At 44.5% G+C, this 20,261-nt stretch carries 17 protein-coding genes and 2 pseudogenes; 7 read left to right on the forward strand and 12 right to left on the reverse strand.

Annotation, left to right across the window (positions count from 1 at the left end; genetic code table 11):
- Positions 1–154: 154 nt before the first annotated feature.
- The 3 genes from BJP34_RS33605 to BJP34_RS33615 form a co-directional block, all read right to left on the reverse strand.
- Positions 155–2,050, reverse strand: coding sequence for a cation:proton antiporter (locus BJP34_RS33605; protein ID WP_070396085.1), 1,896 nt, complete (start codon positions 2,048–2,050; stop codon positions 155–157).
- Positions 2,051–2,388: 338 nt separating this feature from the next.
- On the reverse strand, positions 2,389–2,472 hold the full coding sequence (locus tag BJP34_RS50615) for a PEP-CTERM sorting domain-containing protein (protein ID WP_418904178.1): 84 nt from the start codon (positions 2,470–2,472) through the stop codon (positions 2,389–2,391).
- Between the two features lie 228 nt (positions 2,473–2,700).
- Positions 2,701–3,027, reverse strand: coding sequence for a hypothetical protein (locus BJP34_RS33615; protein WP_070396087.1), 327 nt, complete (start codon positions 3,025–3,027; stop codon positions 2,701–2,703).
- A gap of 987 nt (positions 3,028–4,014) precedes the next feature.
- Here BJP34_RS33615 and BJP34_RS45170 point away from each other — a divergent pair.
- Complete coding sequence (locus tag BJP34_RS45170; protein WP_158517628.1) at positions 4,015–4,152, forward strand: hypothetical protein; 138 nt, start codon at positions 4,015–4,017, stop codon at positions 4,150–4,152.
- Here the strand turns inward: BJP34_RS45170 and cphA are convergent.
- Positions 4,149–6,827 carry a cyanophycin synthetase gene (cphA, locus tag BJP34_RS33620; protein ID WP_070396088.1) on the reverse strand — a complete coding sequence of 893 codons (2,679 nt, stop codon included), beginning with the start codon at positions 6,825–6,827 and terminating at the stop codon, positions 4,149–4,151. The two genes, BJP34_RS45170 and cphA, sit on opposite strands and share 4 nt — an antisense overlap.
- Before the next feature lie 434 nt (positions 6,828–7,261).
- On the reverse strand, positions 7,262–8,113 hold the full coding sequence (locus BJP34_RS33625; RefSeq protein WP_202972193.1) for a cyanophycinase: 852 nt from the start codon (positions 8,111–8,113) through the stop codon (positions 7,262–7,264).
- Positions 8,114–8,327: 214 nt separating this feature from the next.
- Here BJP34_RS33625 and trmD point away from each other — a divergent pair, with 214 nt between their 5' ends.
- The gene (gene trmD / locus BJP34_RS33630; protein WP_070396090.1) at positions 8,328–9,035 is read left to right on the forward strand and encodes a tRNA (guanosine(37)-N1)-methyltransferase TrmD; all 708 of its coding nucleotides are present in this window, start codon (positions 8,328–8,330) and stop codon (positions 9,033–9,035) included.
- Here the strand turns inward: trmD and BJP34_RS41700 are convergent.
- A complete protein-coding gene (locus tag BJP34_RS41700; protein ID WP_158517629.1) occupies positions 9,003–9,254 on the reverse strand; it encodes a hypothetical protein in 252 nt (83 codons plus the stop codon). The genes trmD and BJP34_RS41700 overlap by 33 nt on opposite strands.
- 60 nt (positions 9,255–9,314) lie before the next feature.
- Positions 9,315–10,703 carry an NCS2 family permease gene (locus tag BJP34_RS33635; protein ID WP_070396091.1) on the reverse strand — a complete coding sequence of 463 codons (1,389 nt, stop codon included), beginning with the start codon at positions 10,701–10,703 and terminating at the stop codon, positions 9,315–9,317.
- An 851-nt stretch (positions 10,704–11,554) separates the two neighbouring features.
- Here BJP34_RS33635 and BJP34_RS33645 point away from each other — a divergent pair.
- From BJP34_RS33645 to BJP34_RS48140, 4 genes are all read left to right on the forward strand, one after another.
- A complete protein-coding gene (locus BJP34_RS33645; RefSeq protein WP_229424149.1) occupies positions 11,555–12,040 on the forward strand; it encodes an SET domain-containing protein-lysine N-methyltransferase in 486 nt (161 codons plus the stop codon).
- Positions 12,041–12,267: 227 nt separating this feature from the next.
- Entirely contained in the window at positions 12,268–13,011 is a 744-nt protein-coding gene (locus BJP34_RS33650) for a class I SAM-dependent DNA methyltransferase (RefSeq protein ID WP_070396094.1), read from the forward strand.
- A 300-nt stretch (positions 13,012–13,311) separates the two neighbouring features.
- Positions 13,312–14,637: a diaminopimelate decarboxylase family protein gene (locus BJP34_RS33655; protein WP_149031327.1), complete on the forward strand. Its 1,326-nt coding sequence runs from the start codon at positions 13,312–13,314 to the stop codon at positions 14,635–14,637.
- Between the two features lie 120 nt (positions 14,638–14,757).
- Complete coding sequence (locus tag BJP34_RS48140) at positions 14,758–14,970, forward strand: hypothetical protein (RefSeq protein WP_229424150.1); 213 nt, start codon at positions 14,758–14,760, stop codon at positions 14,968–14,970.
- Here BJP34_RS48140 and BJP34_RS48145 read toward each other — a convergent pair.
- The 3 genes from BJP34_RS48145 to BJP34_RS33665 all read right to left on the reverse strand — a co-directional run bounded on the left by BJP34_RS48145 (position 14,943) and on the right by BJP34_RS33665 (position 17,041).
- Positions 14,943–15,191: a hypothetical protein gene (locus tag BJP34_RS48145; protein ID WP_418904087.1), complete on the reverse strand. Its 249-nt coding sequence runs from the start codon at positions 15,189–15,191 to the stop codon at positions 14,943–14,945. The genes BJP34_RS48140 and BJP34_RS48145 overlap by 28 nt on opposite strands.
- The gene (locus BJP34_RS33660) at positions 15,188–16,045 is read right to left on the reverse strand and encodes a substrate-binding domain-containing protein (RefSeq protein WP_229424152.1); all 858 of its coding nucleotides are present in this window, start codon (positions 16,043–16,045) and stop codon (positions 15,188–15,190) included. The genes BJP34_RS48145 and BJP34_RS33660 overlap by 4 nt, the downstream gene beginning before the upstream one ends.
- A 270-nt stretch (positions 16,046–16,315) precedes the next feature.
- Entirely contained in the window at positions 16,316–17,041 is a 726-nt protein-coding gene (locus tag BJP34_RS33665; RefSeq protein WP_070396096.1) for a hypothetical protein, read from the reverse strand.
- 112 nt (positions 17,042–17,153) lie between these two features.
- Between BJP34_RS33665 and BJP34_RS38110 the strand changes: the two are divergent.
- Positions 17,154–18,570, forward strand: a pseudogene (locus BJP34_RS38110) (IS701 family transposase).
- A 165-nt stretch (positions 18,571–18,735) separates the two neighbouring features.
- On the opposite strand, the gene BJP34_RS49805 reads toward BJP34_RS38110, so the two are convergent.
- A complete protein-coding gene (locus tag BJP34_RS49805) occupies positions 18,736–19,320 on the reverse strand; it encodes a vWA domain-containing protein (RefSeq protein ID WP_267876633.1) in 585 nt (194 codons plus the stop codon).
- An 84-nt stretch (positions 19,321–19,404) separates the two neighbouring features.
- Positions 19,405–20,229 (reverse strand): annotated as a pseudogene (locus tag BJP34_RS49810) (extracellular solute-binding protein); the annotation flags it as partial.
- Positions 20,230–20,261: the final 32 nt, after the last annotated feature.

Consider the following 20,261-nt stretch of genomic DNA (forward strand, 5'->3'; position numbering starts at 1 on the left):
GGCACAGGCTTCTAGCCTGTGATCTAGCCCATAAGCTGATAACTGATAGCTGATAGCTGATAGCTGATAACTGATAGCTGATAGCTGATAGCTGATAGCTGATAGCTGATAGCTGATAGCTGATAGCTGAATACTTACTGAACTACTACCATAATTATGACGGCGAAGGCATGGGTACCTCCTTCACAGTTGGGATCTTTTCCAAGGTCAATCGGGCAGTAGTGGTAGTCCCTGAACCAGATAGTCGCTTAAGCAGTTTGGGTTTCGGGTCGTGGATCAGGCAGATAATCCGGTCTTCTGCTTGCCAAGGTTCTCCAGCTCGCACTACCTGTAGCTGATTCTGCCGTTCTCTCAACAGCGGTACTACCTTTCCGGAATCAATCAGTGCTTGTAGATAGGTCTGTTGATAGGTAAACCCAATATTTTCAAGCACCGTTTCTACCAACTTTACCTCCCCTTCGCTGAGATACTGGTTCCAAACCTTTAGAGGCAGATCAAAGGTCAGAGCAGGCTGAACATTATTGGGGGTGGAGTTCAAGCTTTGGGCATCTTTAGGTAATACTGCCAACACTCGGGGTGGCTCAAACTCTTCATAGGCCCGTTGAGCCAACACAAAGTTAACCTCACCATTTTTGGTCATTGCCAGGAAGGTGCCCATGGAGTCCAATCCTGCTTCTTCCAAAACCTCAAGATCCATAGCATTACTCAAGAACGCCTGTAAATTTTCTTCTAGTGCCTCCTTGACTGCTTCGGGGCTAGTATCAATCAGTACCACAGACTCATTCTTTTCTTGGAACAGACGAGCAATCAGGCGAGCCAAAGGATTTGATCCCACAATTACAACACCCTTGGCATTGGTGGCGGTGACTCCCAACAGATTTGCCACCACTTGAGCCGTTAGCCCTTGGATAAACACCGTCATAATAATGGTTAGGAATACCATGGCTTTGACAGTATCCCCTCCACTCATCCCCTGTTGGGCTAGCAAAATAGCAAACAAGGAAGCTACGGATGCTGAAACAATTCCCTTCGGTCCAATCCAACTGACAAATAGCTTCTGACGCCAGTTCAGAGAACTATTCCAAGTACAAACCCAGATATTGATGGGTCGCACTACTAACATCAGGGCTAATACAGTCAACAAACCGCCCCATCCTAGCCCTAGGATACTGGCCAAGGACAGGTCTGCTGCCAGAAGAATAAATAAAACAGATACTGCCAATGTGGTCAACTGACCCTGAAACCGACGCAACAGTCGCAACTGAGCTGTAGCAGTGGAACTCAGAACAATTCCGGCCACTACTGCAGTCATCAGTCCGGACTCGTCCTGGAGATATTGGGCAATTCCATACAAGTCCCATACCCCTGCTAGCACTACCAGAATTTTCAGGTTTTCATCGAGAAAATCAGCTTTTCTGAGGAACCAGCTCAACACCCAGCCTCCTGATGCACCAATGGCAGCACCAATGCCGAGACGAATCAGTAAACCGCTGATTAGCTTTACCGGATCCGTATCGCCATTTAATACTACATCTAGCACCAAGACTGCTGTAATCGCTCCCACTGGGTCGATCAGAACCCCTTCTCCTTCGAGTAAAGTAGCGACTTGTCGATCAACCCGTACCTGTTTGAGCAACGGACCAATTACAGTCGGACCGGTGACCACCACTAGGGCAGAATACAGAAATGCTAAGTTCCAAGGGAATTGACCCAAGAAATGAGCTGCGATCGCACCCCCAATTAAAGCAATAACTGTACCGATAGTCACCAAGTTCCGCAGACTATCTGACATTTTACTCAGGGAACGCAGGTCAAGATTTAGCCCTCCTTCAAACAAAATTAATGCCACAAACAAGGAGACTATTGCTTCTAGACCATCCCCTAACTGTTCCGGAATGACCAAACCCAGACCATCACGTCCGACCAATATACCTAACAGTAGCAAGAACACAATGCCAGGGACTTTCAAGTATTTGCCCAGCACCTGAGCACTGATACCTGCCATAACCGTCAGCACCATCAGTGCTGTAATATTAAAAGGCGCTTCCATAGATTTGATATTTTCTCACCGAGGAATATCTCGACCGCCATTCTAGCTTGTCCGCTGAGATTCGCTCTAGGTGTTTTCCCCTTGCCTCAGCATGGGATGATCAGATAGATCAACTATTGAGCTAGCAACGTTTTGCATCAATTTCACTAGCTTTGAGGTGATTGAGCAACCGTTTTATGCGTTCGCTAAGGGTTTTTTTTTGAACATCCCATGGTCATAAAAGAGTGATTGTTTTGTCCTGAGGACTAGAGGTCAATTAAAAAAACTCCTCTGGATAATTGAGGAGTGATCGCCTATGAAAACCGATTAAAATTTTAACGTTTTGCTGTTGATCCGCTTTACTTCAATTTACGTTTGAGAGCTGACCCAAAACCAAGAGAACCAGTAATCAGTAGACCTAAGACAGAAGCAGGTTCAGGCACAGGTGTTGTACATCCAAAACATGTAATCTCGAAATCAAAAGCACCATCACCTCCATCATTAGGACCACTTGCAAAATTAGTAACGATGGCTGTGTATTCGCCAGTTCCAGGCAAACTTAAGGTTACTACAGCACGAGGATCTGCAAATGGTCCCGGATTAGGAATTTCATCATCAGCAAACTCTAGAAAGCCTGGGTCACCCGGATCAATATTTAGACTAAATCCGCACTAAAAGTCGGAAGTATCCTCGAAAAGACCTTCAAAAACCCAGAGAGCTGGATCTAAATCTTGCTCTATGCGAAGTGCTTCAATGGTAACGACATCTCCTTGATTGCCGAAAAAGTTAAAAAAACGACCTGTGGACTGGTCACTAAAAAAACCACTACTAGAAACAGCATCAAACTCAGGGATTCCGTCTGTTAAGGTCCCTTGGTAGGTGATAGATGCGGCGTCAGCTGGTGCAGCGGCAATCCCAGCGCCAGTCATGACACTGAGGGCGAGAGCGCCGCAGGTAAGGGGATTGGTGACTTTGTTGTTTATCAAACTATTAAGCATGATGATCATCTCCTGACAATTGACTATGTTTGCACGCAAAAACAGAGCAAGCTTTGAACTTGAACTTTGGACAAAAAGCACTTGAAGTCTTTTGAACAACGTTAGAGTAATTCAGGATTTACGCACCAAGACCCTTAAAACCCGGTTTATCGCTATAAATCAAAGACTTAAATCCAGTTATTACGTTAAAAAACCAGGTTTCTGGATAAGTCAAGGGTCATTTTTATCAACAATCGTGATGTTGACAGTTACAGATTAAAAAAAAAATCACAAAAATGCCTCTGTTAGTAGCAAGAAAAAACCTTATTAGTCAACGCTACTAAATCGTGATTTTATTGATAATCCCTTTATTAATTAACCGGTCAGTTCATCTAAAAATCACGCAGATCAAGTCAATTAGTTAGACCATCTAGACCCCAAGACTCACGCGAACACCATGAACTTACCTATCGAAGACAGATAGTTTGAACCTGGATTTAAGTAATTAGGAGTTAAATCAACTCTTGGTATTGATGGCTTACTTGTCTCCAATCAAAATTTTATATCTAACTCAGAGAAAATTTATAAATTTCACGGAAAACTCACTAAACCTTTAACTATAAAAAGCTTTGATAAAGATGAGATATAATATGCATATTTTATCTATTTTTGCACAATGGATGTAATCTATAGCGTTTATCATAGTTATCAGGTACATTCAATTTTTCCATGGGTTACTCCCTACTCACTACTCTGTGAAACCTAGGACGAAGTACCTGACCCAATTGAGAAACGCTATAATATATTGACATCGACCCTAGAAATGGTAGAGAACACAAATTAACCATTAGTAGCCATTTGCTGTTAAAGAAGTCATACCACCCACATCAAGGTTCGATCCCATGGCTGTATAAAACGCGATGTTCTGAAGGAACATCGCGTTTTATACTTTGGGCTAATCCCATCTAGGGATCACCTTCACTCAATCTTCTGTAGCCCAGCACCTCAATGCGATCGCAAACAACCGTCATCCTTCAACCTACCCTAAGGCAAGGCCAAGAACCTTCAACCTTTAACCTTCAACCTTTAACCTTCAACTTTAAACATTCAACCAATACCATTCAACCAATACCAACCGCAACTTAATTGACCACCGATGGCTTCAACTCATCTTCGCTGTCAGCACTGCTTGCCTTAAGGCCATTATCCGGCAAAGGATTACGAGCCTCAATGAGTTTGATTGCACGACTGACACTTTCTGGCAGAATCACCACTAAACCACCATCAGCGACTTTATCCAAACCCCTCTCAATTGCCTCTGTTTCGTTGAGGATAATCTCATAGTTGGACTCGCGATTTTCCTCTCGTATGCCCTTACGAATTAATTCAGCTGCATCACCACTGGGACGTCCTCGTAAGTCATCATCTTCTTTGATAATAATCCTGTCAAAGATTTTTGCTGAGAGTCGTCCTAGTTCAATAAAGTCTTCATCCCGGCGATCCCCAGGACCACCCACAACCCCAAAGCGCTCTCCGGGCCAGTTGCGCACAAAACTACCCAATGCCTCGTAACTAGCTGCATTGTGGGCATAATCCACTAGAGCATGGTAACTGCCAAGATTGAACAAATTCATTCGTCCTGGTGTCTGGTCTACAGAAGCCCGAAATGTGGTCAATGCCTTTCGAATGGCCTCAATCGAGACCCCTTGAGCAAAGGCAGCAAGACTAGCAGCTAGAGCATTAGCAATCATAAAAGGTGCCCGTCCCGCAATTGTCACTGGCACATTGACTGCCTGCTCAATCCGCAGGGTCCAATCCCCTTTGATGATGGACAAATAACCATTTTCATAAACCGCAGCCAGACCACCACCACTGGTGTGATTTTTGACCAACTCATTCTCTGAGTTCATAGCGAAATAAGCCACTTGACCCTTTACCTTGTCCGCCATTGCTCTGACTAGGGGGTCATCAGCATTGAGGATAGCATAGCCCTTCGGACTCACCACTTCCGCCACAATACTCTTCACCTTGGCCATCTGTTCAATGGTGTCGATGTCTCCAATTCCCAAGTGGTCAGCGGAGACATTTAAAACCACCCCAATATCACATTTGTCAAAGGCCAAGCCAGAACGCAGGATCCCACCCCGAGCAGTTTCCAGCACTGCCACCTCAACTGTAGGGTCTTTGAGAATTACCTGAGCACTTTGGGGTCCAGTGGTATCACCTTTTTCCACCATATATTCATCAACGTAGATCCCATCGGTAGTGGTATAGCCTACAACCTTTCCAGTTTGGCGATAGATATGGGCAATTAAGCGGGTGGTCGTGGTTTTTCCGTTGGTACCTGTAATGGCGATGATGGGAATACGGTTAGGTTGCCCATTTGGGAAGAGCATATCTAGGACTGGTGCTGCCACATTCCGGGGCTGACCTTGACTAGGACAAACATGCATCCTAAAGCCAGGGGCAGCATTCACTTCAACCACCACCCCATCAGCTTCCCGTAAAGGCTTAGTGATATCGGAAGTGACAATATCAATGCCAGCAATATCTAGACCAATAATTTTGGCAACTCGCTCTGCCAGCCAGATAGTTTCTGGATGGATGTTATCGGTGTGGTCTACAGCAATACCGCCAGTGCTGAGATTGGCAGTTTCCCGCAAGTAACAAACTTCCCCCTTTCTGGGTATACTGTTCAATCTGTACCCTTGCTTTTTCAAGACACTCTCACTGGTAGGGTCTACCACAATTTTCGTCAAAACATTGTCGTGTCCGTCACCCCGATGGGGATCAAGGTTAGTTTGGTCAATCAGTTCCTCAATCGTAGACCTACCATTACCCACCACATGGGCAGGGATACGCTCTGCTACTGCTACTACCTTGCCATTGACCACAAGAATCCGGTGGTCAAAACCTTTATAATAGCGCTCCACAATCACAGAGCGGGAGACTTCTTTGGCGGTCTTATAGGCAGTCTGCGCCTCTTCCCAGCTATTAATATCAAGGGTAATGCCTCGTCCATGATTCCCATTCAGGGGTTTAATCACAATCGGGTAGCCACCTACATCCTCAATTGCCCCTTCCAACTCATCGAGGAATCGAATCGTTGTACCCCGGGGCACCGGTACACCAGCATCCCTCAGGATTTGTTTGGTACCTTCTTTATCACAAGCCAACTCAACGCCTAAAATCCCTGAATAATCACTCAATGTGGCTTGAATCCGCTTTTGGTGGACACCGTAGCCCAGTTGAATCATCGCTCTCGCGCTCAGCTGCATCCAGGGAATTTCTCTGGCTTCGGCTTCCTTAACCAGGGATTGAGTGCTTGGTCCTAAAGCTGAATTATTAGCCAGTTCTTGTAAATCTTTCAGGTCTTGTTCTAATTCACTTTGGGGATAGGTTTGCTTATCAATGATGCTACGACACAGCCGCACAGCTGCCCTAGCGGCATAACGACCCACCTGCTCATCAATGTACTCAAATATGACCTGGTAGACTCCTGGTGTCGCTGTTTCCCTAGTGCGACCAAATCCAACCCTCATGCCAGCCAGATCTTGTAGTTCTAGGGCAACGTGTTCAATGATGTGCCCCATCATGGTGCCTCTGGCAACCCGAGCCAGGAATCCCCCCCGGACACCAGGGGAACAGAAATGCTCTTCCAGACTGGGTAGGACAGTCTTTAGTCCTTTATAGAAGCCAGGAATCTCGTTGGAGGGGGTATTTGCCAATTCCTCTAAATCGAGACGCATGACAATCAGTTTGTGATGTCCAATACTCCAATAATTAGGACCACGTAAAGTCTGGATTCTCTGAATTCTCATATCAACTGAAACTTCGGTGGTGATGCTCGCTGAATGTGCAAGGAAGCCTAAAGACGCAATTCATCAAATAAAATCCGCCTTTATCGCCTACTTTGGCACTACTTTGGCACATTATGAGCCGATTGGCACGCTTGAAAAGTCTAGCTCCAATCCTGGAATCAGGCGATCGGGTAGGCTGATGATTAAATTTGGGATAATCTATTAATTATTAACCTTGGACAGAGAAAAAACTGTTCTGTGTGAACAGTTTTTTCAAAATTATCCATTGCAGCCAGCAGATTCCCAGATGAGTTCCCCCAACTACAGTCATGAGGAAACCCCCTGATTAAGGCGCTACATCCCTTGGCACAGGGCAGGTCAAGCTATACTCAAAAGCGTGGGCTGGTTAGTGCGGTTGTTGTCTAGGATGGCGGTTGTTGTCCAGGACGGAAGGTTTAGCTTTCTCCTGCGAATAAAGAACGCTTCTGAAAGTGGTAGCGATCGCCATGACACAGAACATGAACTCGCAGATTGTGGATACTGATCGGGTCGTTATGACCAATCTTAGGCTGGTTGGTGTAAACCATTTCCTTGGGATCAATAATTGTGACAGTGCCTTTACCCATCACTTGTAACCAACCATTTTTTTCAAACAAAGCGCAGGTATCTTCATCGATTCCGATTGCCAATCGATCCGGATGTTCAGAAATCGCACTGATCAGGCGTGCCATACGATTCCGATGGTGGAAATGTTGATCGACAATCACCTCTGGAATGATTCCTAAGCCCATGGTTATATCCACCAAAGCACGATTAGGAAACTCACCACTACCACCACCAGCAATCATGTGATGACCCATAACTGCAGCCCCAGCACTTGTCCCAGCTAGGGTAATCTCGCTCTGATGAACCCGCTGTCGTACTTTTTCCATTAAGGGGGTATCGGCTAGTAGCCCGCACAAGCGTAGTTGGTCACCTCCGGTCATGAATACCCCGGTACAGATTTCCAAGTACTCTAGTAAGTCTTTGTTTTCTGCTTCAGAGCGATCGCGTATATCTAGCAACCGAATTTCCTCGGCTCCCATGTCTTCAAAGATGCGTTGATAGCGACTGCCAATCACGGTTGGTTCTCTGGAAGCTGAAGGGATAATGGCAAGGCGAGCATTAGTTCCTCCAGCACGCCGAAAAAAAGTTTGCAGGATCTCTCGTCCATGAACTTTATCTTCAGCGCCGCCGATTACCAAGATTCCTGGTTGAGTGGACTTAGGCATCCTAATTCTTTGCAATTGAGATTCTAACTGCTGCATTATATTAGTAATGGGCATGAGGTGAGTTCAATACTTTTGAGTAGTGCTTTTTAGTTAAAATGCCACATTCTAGCAATTTTTCAGTTGACTCCGTGATTTTTTAATGATATTCACGCATTATATCCTTACAATTTCTGCATAATCACTGATTATGTATGTTACCCTCTTCTGACAGGATTCTTAGCTCCAGACCCCAAACCCCCCTTAACTCCTTGTGCGATTTGACATTATCACTCTGTTTCCGGATTTCTTCACCTCTCCCCTGAGTTCAGGGCTACTTGGTAAGGCACTCCTCAAACAAATAGCCGAAGTGCATCTGATCAACCCCCGAGACTTTGCTACTGACAAGCATCGACGAGTTGATGATGAGCCCTACGGTGGTGGGGTGGGGATGTTGATGAAACCAGAGCCGATTTTTGCGGCTGTAGAGTCTTTGCCCATTTTACCCCACCGTGATGTCATCTTAATGACGCCCCAGGGGCAACCGATGAAACAGCAATTGTTCAAAGAATTAGCCACAGGTTATGATCAGCTGGTGATAATTTGTGGACACTACGAAGGTGTGGATGAGCGGGTATTACACTTAGTCACCCGAGAGGTATCACTGGGGGATTTTGTCTTAACCTGTGGAGAAATCCCAGCCCTAGCCATGATTAACGGTGTCACCCGGTTGCTACCAGGGACAGTAGGAAAAGCCGAATCCCTTAAATTAGAAAGCTTTGAAGCGGGGTTACTGGACTATCCTCAGTACACAAGACCTGCTGAGTTTCGGGGATGGAAGGTTCCAGAGGTTCTGTTATCAGGACATCATGGGGAAATTGACCGCTGGCGTAAACAACAGCAAATTCAGAGGACCAAAGAACGCCGTCCTGATTTGTTTGATCAATCCCTAAATGCAAAGGGAACAGGGAGTAGGGAGTAGGGAATCGGGAGTAGGGAATCGGGAGTAGGGAGTAGGGAGTAGGGAATCGGGAGTAGGGAATCGGGAGTAGGGAATCGGGAGTAGGGAATCGGGAATCGGGAATCGGGAATCGGGAATCGGGAATCGGGAATCGGGAATCGGGAATCGGGAGTCGTAAGCATTTAGCTTATGGGCTACATCACAGGCTAGAAGCCTGTGCCACGATAATTTAGGTGCCAACGGCTGAATGCTGATAGCTGAATGCTGATAGCTGAATGCTGATAGCTGAATGCTGATAGCTTAGGCTCCTACGAAGGCAAACTTGAGGATAAATACTGTTGCTAAAATCCACATGGCAATGGTCGTTTCGTGAGCTTTACCTTGAAAAGCTTTTAACAGAGGAAAGGTAATTAAACCGACAGCTAAGCCATCAGCAATGGAATAACTTAAAGGCATGATCAAGATGGTGAGAAATGAGGGAATTGACTCGGCTGGATCGTCCCAATGGATTTTTATAACACTTGGGATCATCAACACTCCAACCATGACTAAGGCTGGTGCTGTGGCAAAGCTGGGAATGGCAGATAGAAAGGGAATGAAAACTATGGATAGGGCAAATAAAATGGCAGTAACAACGGCAGTCAAGCCAGTGCGTCCCCCTTCCAATAGTCCTGATGCAGACTCAATATAGGTGGTTACTGTAGACGTGCCTAAGATTGCCCCAGCAGTAGTACCGATTGCATCTGCCATAAAGGCTCGCGACCCATGGGCAAATTCCCCCTTTTGATTGATATAACCTGCTTTGACTCCTAGTCCAGTTAGGGTACCAACGGTATCAAACAGATCCACAAACAGTAGCACAAATAGGATACTCAGTAGTTCCCAGATATTGCTCTGAACTACCTGTGACAGACCTACAAATGCCTGACCCAGTAAATCTCCTGGCCACTGGGGTAAGGCAACAATTCCTTGTGGCCAAGGGGCTATCCCCAAAATCCATGCCAGTAATGCGGTGGCGAGAATACCCCACAGGAGGGCTCCGGTAATGCGTCGAGCGATCAAGGCTGAGGTAATTAGAATCCCGACAATGGTTACTAATGTGGCTGGCTCAGTCAAATTTCCCAAGGTAGTGGTAGTTGCCTGAGACTGAGCAATGATACCTGAGCTATTGAGACCAATATAAGCAATAAATAAACCAATGCCTGTGGTGGTGGCTTGTTTAATGCATTCGGGAATCCCAGTCACAATTTTACGGCGAACCCCAGTAACCGTAAGCACTATAAAAATTAGTCCTTCAATCAAAACCGCAGCCAGAGCAACCCGCCAATCTATGCCTAAACCCAACACTACTGAAAAGGTAAAGTAGGCATTGAGACCCATGCCTGGTGCTAGGGCAAATGGATATTTGGCATAGAGTCCCATCACTAGGGTTGCCAAAGCAGCTGAAATCCCGGTGGCAATCACTAGTTCCCCAAACAAATCCTTGGGTTGTTGGAGGAAAATGGCATTGGACAAAATATCGGGATTGACCACGAGAATGTATGCCATGGTGACAAAAGTGGTTACTCCTGCCAGAATCTCCGTAGTAAGTTTGGCTTGATGTTGATGAAATTGGAAAAATTTAGCGATCACATTGGTATCTTCCACGACTTTACGGGGTTCCGTCAACGGGTCAGATTCTGGAGCCATGGCAAGGCTTGGGTAATCAATCTGCTGCTAGCATAGTATTTTTTTGCTACATGCGATGTTCCTTTGGAACCGCTTCGCGAACGCTAACTCTAAATCCGTAACCTCTGCGGTGCGACCCCGGCGAGGTTCCCTCGCCAAGGGAACGTGCACCAAGAGAGCTGGATCCAATCCATCCTTTGAGAATAGATTAGGGTTTACCTGAAATAACAAAATGACCAACAGGTACCAGAAAACTGCCAACTGCTGTTACCAAAATGCCGATCAATGTCCAAATTTACGCTTTGGTTGAAACTTTTAATTCTTTGATATCCGTTGCGTTCGCGTAGCGTGACATGCACGGGCTTTGCCCGACGCTGCGCGAACGGTCAATCGCGTTTTGTTTGCTCTCTATTTTTATTAGTATTTCGTTTATATTGTTGACATCTTTTTGAAGGCTGTCTAGCTAACCGTTTATGTCTTTTAAGACTTCCTATAAGCAATAAGTAATTGTTATGGGTGTCTCGCTCATGAGTTAAACTCCTAATTGATTATTGGTGATGTCATATACCATTAACTTTTGTTGCCAAATCTTAAAATAATACCAAGTCATTGTATAATAGCTTAGATCGTTAATACTGCATCCAAATAATTTGGTTGAGATAATTCTAACGTTTTTGGCAGTTATGAGGTACAGTATTCTTTGAGGCTGACTCTCTGTCTTGATGCAGTCGCTCATGGGGGGAACCCCCAAGACCGCGCTGCATCGCTTAAAACCATCTTTACTATTGCCTTTTGCTAGCATGCCTTTTGCCTTAAAAGGATAAGCAATGTTGATCAAAAGTTACTGATAATTGCTATCTATGGATGACTTGGTGAAAAATTATATCCCTGAAAAAGCCCTAAACGTTGCATCATGGGCTGAGCTCCGGGAGTTTCGTAAAACTGGGAGCAAATCCCTACACACCACTGTCGAGTTTATGCCCGGACAGGTAATCTGTAAATTTGGCGCAAAAAAGATCCTAGATCATCCCAATTATTTAACCATCCAAATTTGCGATCACCAACATATTATGCTGGAGCCAGAGTTTTTGCAGTATCTCAATCATAGCTGCGATCCCAATGTATTTTTCGCTCCAAGCGATCGCGTTCTGAAGGCCATAACTAAAATTGAAATTGGCGAGGAACTGACTTTATTTTATCCATCGACGGAATGGTCGATGGATAGAGGATTTGATTGTATTTGTCAAAGCAAAGATTGCTTGGGTACTATTCGAGGTGCCGCCTACTTACCCTTAGATATTTTAACAAAATACAAACTCGCGCAGCATATACAACAGCGCTTGGCTAAACGACATTGATGTCCTAAAATTTGCTTGATAAACAGTTTCAATAAGTCAGCAGTCAGCAGTCAGCAGTCAGCAGTCAGCTATCAGTTATCAGCCTAATGCTAACGTAACAGAGATTAAACCAATGCTTACCTGTTTTATTCAAAAGCACCTCCAGTAGCACCATCTGTAGCCCATAGGCTGATAACTGATAGCTGATAGCTGAATACTTACCTCAATAAACAGTATCAAATAAAATTATGAGAGCTACCACTATGAATAAATACGATAACATTGCCGAGTATTATGACTCCACTATGAAGAGTGGGTATTACGACTATCCGAAAGAAGCTCAGTCCCTGGACTCTATTCTCAAAGGTCGGAAAAAACTGCTCGAAATAGGGGTGGGAACGGGATTGCTTGCAGAAAAACTGCTGGAATTAGATCCCAGCTATGAGATAACTGGAATAGATTTTACTCCTGCTATGTTAGACCGGGCTAAAGCTCGTTTGGGAAATCGGGCAAAGGTAGTAGAAGGTAATGTGTTATCAATGGATCTACAAGAATCTTTTGATGGGATATATTCCCATGGGGGTCCAGCAGGTGTATGTCGGGTTGGTAACGATTACCACTTATACAGTTTTCTGCCCAATTTTGAGGACAGCGTTAAAATGTTAAACAATATTGCCCGCCATTTAGTTGACGGAGGCTTGTTTGTCCTTAATATTCAATCAGAGGAAACCGATGCAGATGGCGAGCAAGACATTGGCAAGGGCATTGTTTACGCTCAGCAAAAGCATCTCGATTTCCTAGAAAATAAAGAAATGTACTTTTGGGAAACAGACTATCGTTTCAAAAAACAAGGTAGAATAGTTGCTAGCGATCGCCATAAGTTCTTAATGGTGTACGGCCAACTTCTAGAAGATACGATGAACGGGGCAGGGTTTAAGTTGAAAGAGGCGACTCCTGACGATTTATATATGGTTTACCAAAAAGTGATGTAATATCAAGTTCGGTTGAATACCCATAATAAAAGGGTGGGGCGGGGGCGCGGGGAGATGGGGAGATGGGGAAATGGGGGAGATTTTTATTAAGCGATGCAGCGCGGTCTTGGGGAGGCAGCGCGGTCTTGGGGGTTCCCCCCATGAGCGACTGCCGTGGTTTCCCCCATGAGCGACTGCATCAAGACAGAGTAATTATCCTGACATGATATAAAAGCAAGTTCGAGTGCGACGCAAGGAGAACAACTTATTCACAACAATTAAGATTTGCCAGTAAGTACCTGGACATAAATAAACGAAACTGTGTTAACTTTTGTAAATCTGCCAAAATTTCCTCTGTTCCCTGTTCCCTTTTCCCTGTTCCCTATCTCGACAGTTAAACCTAATTTTGTCCGACTACTTAGCATGATATCAAAATACGATAACAATCAAGAAATAAAAGATGGGTGGCGAGATGATGTAGCTGAATTTAGAAATTGGATGAAAATTATTCCAACTATTCCTGAGAAATTGTTCAAGATTGCCAGTGATATTCCCACCCCGGCACTTGTGTACGACCTAGATGCCATCACTGACACTGTAACGGCTTTACGAAACGACCTCAGAGAAATTCCGAATATTGAGCTTTGTTTGGCTGTTAAAGCAAACCGCTGCCAATCTGTGTTGCGTCATATGGCTAAACTTGGGCTAGGAGCAGACATTACCACCATACAAGAGCTAGATGCTGCCATAGCAGCAGGGCTGTGGCCAATCTACTCTACAGCACCAGGCTTCTCAGTTGCCGACCTTAAGCGTTTGGCAACTGAGGGTGTGATTCCAGATTTATGCAGTCTGTCTCAGTTGCGTGTCTGGTGTGAAAGCGCTAACCCAGACAAAAGAGTTGGGCTTCGACTTCGCCTTCCTTTTCACGAAGATTCCAAGGCTAAGAATGTAGTAACCAGGTGGAGTAGATTTGGAGTTGATCCCACAGATTCCGGTCTACACAGCCTAATACAAACCCATGAGCTTGAGGTCGTCCATCTTCATGTTCATGAAGGTGAAACTTTTTCAGAAGCAGATCTACATCAGACCCTTGATTTGCTAGTATCTTGCTTGGAAATCTTTCCTAAAGTTGAAGTGCTCAATCTCGGCGGCGGTTGGGCTTACCTGTTCCATCTGCAAAAACCTGAAGCACAACGGGTTTGGGATCTAGTAAATAAAACCATTACTCGTATCAACAACCAGCGCCAGCAACCCGTGCGGCTTGTGATTGAGCCAGGAATGCTATTGACTATGATGGCGGGCTACCTGGTTGCGGAGGTCAAAGCAGCAGACGATCATGCCTCTGGGCATCGCATTGTGGTTTTGGATACCTCTGCTTGGAACTTGATGTTCTGGGCACCACGTCCAGCAGTTGCTCAGATCCCTTTCCGAGAAGGACCGATGTTCGTCCATGACCTCGCAGGTTGTACCTGTTATGAAACAGATTATTTTTGTCTTAACGAAAAGATGGCAAGAATAGAGGTTGGTGACCGCGTGATCTTGAATGCATCGGGTGCCTACACCAGCAGTGTGGCACGGAGTCTGCATGGACTACCAATACCGAAAGAGTTTGTCATTCGCGACAACCGTCTATGCCTGGTTGAGTGATCAAAGCTGAAATAACAAAACCACCGACAGCTACCACAAAACCCCCAACTGCTGTGACTAAAATGCCGATCAATGTCCAAATTTGTGCCTTCGTTGAACCTTTTAATTGTTTGACATCCTTTGCGATCGCGTAGCGTGACATGCACGGGCTTTGCCCGACGCTTCGCGAACGGTCAATCGCATCTAGGGCGTGTCTCTACTGGGAACAGCGGATCACCGGAACAGAGAATAGCGATGCAGCGCCTTAATAAGGGAGTTTCCCCCCTCTCCCCACACTCTTCTCCCGACTCCCGACTCCCGACTCTCTATTGCACCCGATTCCACATCCGTTGAATTTCCCCAATCACCTCAGAATTTGGTGGTGCTAAGGTTTTTAAATTAGGGTCAGTTTTTGCACCGGGAATACCTTTTGTCCAAGGACTCCCGGACACCGATTGCAAATCAATACCCCCAACCACAGGACGAAAACCGTATTGCACAAAGGTTTTTTGTTGTTCTGGAGCTGTCAGGAATTGGAGGAATTTCCGTGCTGCTTTTACCTGTTGCGAGTTCACATCTCTGCGCACAATGGCTGCGGTGGAAACCGTTTCAATGGTATGATTAAAATAATAAATCTGATAGGGCTTGCTTTGAGTCTGGTCTGCTTCCAACGGTACAGAGCAATGCTTTCATATACAGTAGCAACATCTGCCTCATTGGGGCCACGAGCAATAAACTCTTGCAATAGAGTGTCCGTTGAGCGTGGCGGTTGATAGACAGACCGCTTTACTAAACCGAACAGAGATTGAATTTCCGGGCCATTAAAATTAGTTGGGGATAAGGTTGCGCCCCCAGAATTACTCTGTGTCCAAAGACTTAAGGTCAGTTGTCCGCTATTGGAACGATTAGGATCGGTAGTGACAAAGTCAAAACTACCCCAGTTAGGATTGCCGCCAATCTCCTGCCAATTGCGCTTTTTCATGGCATTTTCTAGTCTTAACCATTGAAAACGACCATCGGGAAACAGAACTTCTCCCCGTTCTGGCCAAGCAATACCTACTAATAGGGTTTTGGCAATGGGTTGAGGGTTATCATAAAAAGGTGGATTAGTGTTTTGGGCTTGCCAGCGATCGCTCAATTCATTCAACAAAACCCCATTGGCGGGAATTAAAATTGTGGGTTTAAAATCATTCTTTTCATCGAGATAGCGATTGACTAATTCCTGGGAGCCTTGGAATTTAAATTCGATGTTAATAGTAGAATGGGTTTCTTCAAAACGTTGTTCCAGAACAGCGAGGGGTTCTTGCAATTCTGTTCCACTTACCACATAAAGGGTTTGGTTTAATCCTGGTAAAGGAGCGTAGGCAATGCCTAGGGAAATAGCGATAATCCCCAGGGAGGTAATTGTTTTAGTGGTTTTATTATCCATGAATTATTCTAGCAGTTGGCGACTTTATTGAGTACATATTTCTGTTTTTTTAGGGAACAGGGAACAGGGAAAAGGGAACAGGGAATAGGGAACAGGGAATAGATCAGTTGGTATTAAACTTAAGTTATTTACAGCAGTTTGCAATTGGGTATTGAAAACCGCTATAGCTGATAGCTAATAGCTAATAGCTGATAGCTGATAGCTGATAGCTGATAGCTGATAGCTAATAGCTGATAGCTGATAGCTGATAGCTAATAGCTGACTATCAATTTAAGATAGGAAAAGAGCCATATTGTCTTGAAAACCTGCCAATTCCGTACTGAGGGAGCGCAATTCTTCCACTGTTTGGGCATCTTGTAAATTGCTTGTCCGCAGGCGATTTTGCAACTGTTGTAGAACTCCTGCTGTATCAGTAATCAAAGTAGCTAGAGCAATCACCTGGGCTTGTCTGGCATCTTCCCCTTGTCGGGCCAGGGTAATATTGTGCTGTAAGCTGGTCGCTAATTGCTGTAATTGTTGCCTAGCGACTCCAGAACTCTTAGTTTTTTTCGCTTCTACCTCTTGCAACTGCTGCTGTAAATCGGTTACCGAAAGCAGGGAGTCTGTACCATGGAGACGTTGGGAGAATTGGTCAATTTTGCTGGGTAATTCCAAAGCGCGATCGCATGCGAATTGAATAGTAGAAAGTAGCTCCATTTCTGTGGTAGCAAGGGCAAGTTTTTCCGATTCTGAGCGCAGGCTTTCTGCTTTTTGAGCAATCAGTTGAGCCTGTTGTCGTACCTGTTGTAATTCCCTTTCCAAAGCAGGGTTTTGTAGGGTCGGGCGTTGTTGACTTTCCTTTTGCTTAAGAACAGTGGCACCAGCCACCGTGACCACTCCTGCTAGGGGTATAGCAATGGGGCTGGGAAGTCGAGCAACTCGTACTGCGATCCCTAGGAATACACCTCCTGCTAAGACCGCTAGGGGATAATGAAGAGGATTTGCAAAGGTTAACATGGGTTGCCTCATGGGTAATCAGCGACTGATAATTTACTTAAACTGTATCTCTCTTCTGTCACTCTCGGAGTTGTAAAATGAAGAGGAAACCTATGAAACCCGTCATTCGAGTATGGTAGAGGCGAGACAGGCTGCTTCCACAGTGAGATTTGTAGATACATACTGTGAACTGTACAAAAACTTATTTGTAGAAGTAAGAGCCTATGAGTACTTTAAATACATTCATGTGGGACTGATTAGTGACATAAAAAGAAAAAGTTTACCAGAGATAGCTAAGGTAGTAGGGTTAGAAAATGCACAAGGATTACACCATTGTCTTGATGCAGTCGCTCATGGGGGAAACCCCCAAGACCGCGCTGCATCGCTTCTTAAGCAAGTCCCCCTGGTCAGCTAAAGAATTAGAGTCAAGAAGATTAGGCATCATCTTAACTGTGTTAGAAGGGAGGGAAATAGATGTGATAATAGACGAAACAGGAGATAAGAAGAAAGGAGAAAAAACGGACTATGTCAAGAGACAATATATTGGCAATAAGCGTAAAAGTAGAGAATGGGATTGTCTCAGTAAATGCCTATGGACATTGGGAGGGTATGACTTTCCCATTAAAGTTTAAGATTTTTAAGCCAAAAGGAAGGTTAAAAGAAGGAGATAAATACAAAAGCAAGCCAGTACTTGGAGCAGAACTAATCAAAGAGCTAAAAGAAATGGGTTTTAATATAAAAAGAGTATTAGCTGATAGTCTTTATGGGGAAAGTGGTAGTAATTTTAGGTCGGTAATTGAGGAATTAAAAATAGAGTATGCAGTAGCAATCCGCTCTAATCATGGAGTGTGGCTACCAAAAGAGCAGAAAGTCAGAGCCAATAAATGGCGAGAATTTGAGCATCAAGGCGCTTGATGGTAAGATCCAAAAAAGATACATTAGCGATGCAGCGCGGTCTTGGGGGTTCCCCCCATGAGCGACTGCATCAAGACAGAGAAGTTATTTATGGAAAAAGAGGATTAAGACAATATTGGGAGATAACAACGGATAAAGAGACAATACCAGCCGATTCAACTTGGTTTGTCATGACGAAAATCCCAAAAATAAGCTATAAAAAAGTAGGCCAAATTTAGAAAATAAGAGCTTGGGTGGAATATGGATTTAAACAAAGTAAAAGTGAATTAGGTTGGGCAGATTTTCGTGTCACTAATTATCCTCAAATTGAAAAATGGTGGCAATTAGTTATGTCGGCGTATTTAATGGTGTCTCTACACAGTGACTCTTTTAACCCAATGGTTACACCTGTATCAGAAAAGTTTCAACAACATGATTGGTGGAATGAAATAAAGGGCTGGAAAAATATTCTTAATAATCTTAGATTAATTATTAAACCTTATCTTAGTTTTAATATCATTAGCCGGTGGCTTAAAGTTTTTCCTATTCCTCAGCTTTCTTTGGGTTTCCCTAGGCTTATAAATCTAATGAATGAGTTTGATTGTTTGCGTGACTTTGTTTATTTTTGGGATAATTTTTATTATTCATCTGCCTAGAGTGACAGAAGAGAGGTATAGTTTTCACTATTTTAATGAGGTACATGTAATTTTTTTTATGCTCCCTGCTCCCTGCTCCCTGCTCCCTGCTACCTGCTCCCTGCTCCCTGCTCCCTAAAACCCAGTAATTTGTACCTCATTCAATTGATAACTGCTACAATTGACTTAAAACTCAACTTGTAAATCTGCGATCAACTTAGAAATCGTTTCGGGATTGCCCTGACGATAATAGCCCCCATTTACTTCAGCAATTGTTTGCAGTACTTTAGGATTAAACTCTCCTTTTCCACCATACCCAACGGTAAAAAAAGCAATACTTTCATCCGCCTCAAAGTTACTGGTTTGTAATTCTTGGGATAGGCGTTCGAGAGTAATTTCCGAGCCAGAATCCTCACCATCGGTCAAAATCAACACCGCATTAATCGCGTCTGTTTTAAAATTTTGTTTTAACCAGTTCCGAGCAAAAAGAGCACTATCATATAATCGAGTTCCTCCCCCAGCTTTCAGACTACCGATAAATTTTATCCCCTCAGCTTTTCCTTGGGGTGTGCCTTCCACCATAAAGGGCTGCTTAATCTCATTACTGAAAGGAATAATCGCTATCTTTTCCCTTGAACCGATATTCTGCACGTAGTTCAGTAACGTATTCTGCACAGCCGAGAGTTTCTCACCTCTCATAGAACCGGAAACATCTACGACTAAAGCAACTTGGGAAGGTTTTTTGGCGTAGCTTTGCCAACTTTGCAACATCGCTTCTACCACTTCCGGTTTAGGAGGACGGTAGGAATCGTATTTAGGATTAGCTTGTACCCCAAATTCAGGGGAAAACTTACTACCAAGGGGCACCCCTGAAATCCCTGGACGTAAGCCCAAGTCTACCGCAATTTTTTGGGTTTCTGGTTGCCCTAGGAATTCAATAACTTTTTCCCCTGCTGCTTTCTCTTTTTCACTCACCCATGGCGCATTGGGGAAGATGGCGCGGATGTTGGAACTGAAGGTAGCGGAAGGATAAACCGCTTGATAGTTAACCGTATTATTACCTTGGCTGTTGGCACTAATCACTAAGGATTCGTAGACAGAGCCCACAGAAGCCCAAAACGGACCGTTGTTCACCATCGATTTCGCTAAGGAGCCCGTAGATTTTCCGTAACGGGTGATTTTATTTTGGATTTTCTGAACCCGATCTTGGTATTTTTTTACATCAGCTATGGTCAGTTCTTGAGGACGCTTACCGGAAACCGAAGCAAATTGAGCCACTAGGGTTTGCAAGCCAGAATTAGAACGGGTTGGGGCGGTGTGAACGTAGGTTATTGGTAAAGGAGCCGCCTTGGGGTCTAGATCCTGGTGATTTTTCGCCTCTACCAAGGAAACATAGAGATCGTCCACTGCTGCTAAACTTCCGGCTAAATCAGCTTGGGTCATAAAAACCATTGGACTGTAAGCAAGCAGAGGTGATTCAGTTAAATCTGGGATATAGTTTTGTCCTGGAAAAATTTTATTAATCTGGAATATCAGCTGACTCTGGTAAATTTCTCCATCGACAGAAATTAACGTAGGAAATTGGGAATCTTCAGGAGCGATCGCACCGGATTGCAATTGTTTAGTAAGATTAAGAACTTCCTCCACCACATCCCCACTTCCTTTAGTATCGCAGGTTAGATAAAAGGGAGTACCATCCTCTAGTTTAGGTT

The sequence above is a fragment of the Moorena producens PAL-8-15-08-1 genome, from assembly GCF_001767235.1.
GTDB lineage: Bacteria > Cyanobacteriota > Cyanobacteriia > Cyanobacteriales > Coleofasciculaceae > Moorena > Moorena producens_A.